The sequence below is a fragment of the Streptococcus sp. genome, assembly GCF_019414905.1.
GTDB lineage: Bacteria > Bacillota > Bacilli > Lactobacillales > Streptococcaceae > Streptococcus.
Genome location: NZ_DXLC01000155.1, coordinates 1 through 2,963 on the forward strand (window position 1 = coordinate 1; position 2,963 = coordinate 2,963).

The following is a 2,963-nucleotide window of genomic DNA, read 5'->3' on the forward strand; positions in this document are numbered from 1 at the left end:
CTTTCTCTCCCCTTCCGCCCTCTTTTCCTCCCCCCACAAGGCCTGCCCCCGCCACATTGGCGATAGAACTGGCCGCAACAGCTTCCTTATAGGACAATTTCTTAGGCAAGACACCACGGCTGTCTCGAGTACGCAATTCATAGTTTGGAATGTAGGCTAGGAAATCACACTCTGGGAAGTCTGCTACGATAGCTGAAACTTGCCCATCAACAGAGCTCGCAACAACGAGATTACCATAAATAGCAGGAGCCACATTGTCAGGATGTCCTTCAATCTTGGTCGCTAATTGCAATTTTTCATGGTCTGACAAGTTGAGCTGGCCCAGTTGGTTGGCTAGTTCAATACCAGCAACAATAACCGAGCTAGAAGAACCCAAGCCACGCGCCAAGGGAACATCACTGGTCATTTTCAAACGTCTTGGGTGCAAGTCTGGTACAATTTGCAAAGCGATTTTGAGCAAGAGATTACGTTCGTCATGTGGAATCCATTTGCCAATCTGGTGTTCAATCAACCACTCATCTCGTTCTTCACAGACCTCGATTTGAAGGTACTTGGTTACAGCTACACCGACCGAGTCAAAACCTGGCCCGATATTGGCACTGGTTGCAGGTACAATAATCTTCATCTTATTCTCCTAGCACCTTGAAGGTATTCAAGAGGTCGAATTCTGAAACCTTCTTCAATTCAGCTGAGACATTTTCAAGTTGAGATTTATTAATCTTGTGTGTAATGATAACGACACGCGCCTTGTCACCCTCTTTTCCGTCTTGGAGGATTTGCTTGAAGGAAATATCTTGAGCATTAAAAATTTCAGCCAACTTCAAGACCTGACCTTTTGAGTCTGGTGCCAAGATTGAGAAGTAGTAGTTTGCTTTAACATCCTCAGGATTTGCCAAGACCAAGTCACGGCTGTATTCGTTGAAGTCTTTACCGATGGTTCCATCATTCAGGCGACGAACGATACGAACAATATCAGCTACAACACTTGTTGCAGTTGGTTTTTGACCAGCACCTGGTCCGTAGTACATAGACTCACCAATACCGATAGATTCTACAAAGACAGCGTTCATTACGCCATTCACACTAGCAAGTGGATGCGCTTTAGGAAGGAAAGTTGGAGTTACTTCTGCAGCAATTCCTGAAGGAGTTTCCTCAATAGAACCAACCAATTTCACTACATAGCCAAGTTCTTGGGCTACAGCTACGTCTTCTGGTGTGATGTTGCGGATTCCCTTGTGGGCTACATCGTCAAATGCAACCTCCATACCAAAAGCAAATTGGCTCAAAATAACCATCTTGTAGGCTGCATCAATCCCATCTACGTCATTCGTCGGATCGCTTTCTGCAAAACCAAGTCTCTGCGCTTCCGCAAGAGCATCATCGTAAGACCAGCCTTCTTCCACCATCTTGGTCATCATGAAGTTAGAAGTTCCGTTGACTACTCCAAGCACGCGCGTGATTTTATCAGAAGCCAATGAATTTGCCAAAGTACGAAGAATTGGAATACCACCAGCTACTGCTGCTTCATAGTAAAGTGCTACCTTATTAGCTTTAGCGATTTCTAACAATTCTGCACCATGGACAGCCAAAAGGTCCTTGTTAGCAGTAACAACGTGTTTCCCAGCTTCTAAGGCACGAGTGATAAATGTCTTAGCAGGTTCGATACGACCCATCAATTCCACTACGATGGTAATGTCTTGGTCTGTCAAAATGTCATCCACATTGGTTACAAAGTTAAAGTCATTCCCTGCAGCAAGCAAGCGGTTCTTTTCATCTTCATCCTTGACCAATACCTTAGCAACTTCAATCTCTGAATGTGCTGATTGATTGATTTTTTCTCCATTTTCCTTTAGGAGGAAAGGCACACCACTTGCAACGGTACCAAATCCTAGTAAAGCAATTTTAACTGTCATGTTTATCTCCTCGAAATTTTCTAATATAGCCATTATAACAGAATTTTGTGGAAATTCCTATTATAGTAAATCACTATTTCAGTCTAAAAAAGAAAAAACGAATCAGATGATTCGCTCTTATTTTTAAATTTGGAAAAAGCTTTCCAAAAATGATTATCCAATCTTTTGCAGATTGAGCACTGCATCATGATTCATCAAGACTTGACCATACTCCTGCAAGACTGAGCGACTGATATCACTATCGTCTGCAAACTCGCGCATACGTGCCAAGAGCCAAGCTGGATATGGACTTGGATGATTTTCAATATCCACTAAAATGGTCAAATAATAGCGCTCATTCATCTTGTAGAGTTCAGAAGTTTCCATCTCAAAAGTCACTGTCTTGGCAAAAGACACCAAATCAGCCAACTTAGAAAAAGAAAGGATGTAATAGATGTAAGGCTCTTTCTTGCTTTCAACTTCTTGTTCAGCCTGCTCCTGCTCTTCTTCCTTGGCTTCAACTTGCTCTAGAGATTGAATCGCTTCGATATCATCCTTGGTTTTATCTGCGATGCTTTTTTCCAAGGTTTTGATAAATTCATCTGGCGACATTTGGGCTAATTCTTCCATATCTGGTAAATCCGATAAATCTTCAAAATCTAGATTTTGGTCAATCTTTGATTTAGTTACAAAGACATCGACCTTATCCGGTTTTGGAGTCACACGGAAGCTCAACATGCCTGTATCCAAAAAACTCTCAGGCATCTCTAACTCATCCAAGATAGCATAAAAGAACTCTTCTGTTTTTTCTTGAGGAACGAGAAAGTCAGCAATCTCCATGCCACGATCCATCAAATCCTCTAAAGACATCGTTATTTTCAAAGTTGTATCACTAATTTGTTTCATTTTCATTGCTAGTAACCTCATACTTTCAGTTCTATCTATTATACTAGATTTTTACGATTTTATCAAAAGAATGAAGCGAGAATGTGATATAATACTAGAGACCATTTTACAATACAAGAAAGAAAGTACAATGAAAAATATAAAAATTAATGCACTGGCTAGCTT

At 41.2% G+C, this 2,963-nt stretch carries 3 protein-coding genes; all 3 read right to left on the minus strand.

The window, feature by feature from the left end; translation table 11 throughout:
• Positions 1-625 (minus strand): homoserine kinase (thrB, locus tag QZ359_RS04695; RefSeq protein WP_293963357.1); only part of this gene is annotated, 625 nt, incomplete at its 3' end.
• Between the two features lies 1 nt (position 626).
• Positions 627-1,913 carry a homoserine dehydrogenase gene (locus QZ359_RS04700; RefSeq protein WP_293963359.1) on the minus strand — a complete coding sequence of 429 codons (1,287 nt, stop codon included), beginning with the start codon at positions 1,911-1,913 and terminating at the stop codon, positions 627-629.
• 153 nt (positions 1,914-2,066) lie between these two features.
• On the minus strand, positions 2,067-2,804 hold the full coding sequence (gene mecA, locus QZ359_RS04705; protein ID WP_293963362.1) for an adaptor protein MecA: 738 nt from the start codon (positions 2,802-2,804) through the stop codon (positions 2,067-2,069).
• Positions 2,805-2,963 lie beyond the last annotated feature (159 nt).

Coding starts and splice junctions, on each gene's coding strand:
- mecA (WP_293963362.1), bottom strand. CDS start 2,804: ATGAAAATGAAACAAATTAGTGATACAACTTTGAAAATAACGATGTCT.
- QZ359_RS04700 (WP_293963359.1), bottom strand. CDS start 1,913: ATGACAGTTAAAATTGCTTTACTAGGATTTGGTACCGTTGCAAGTGGT.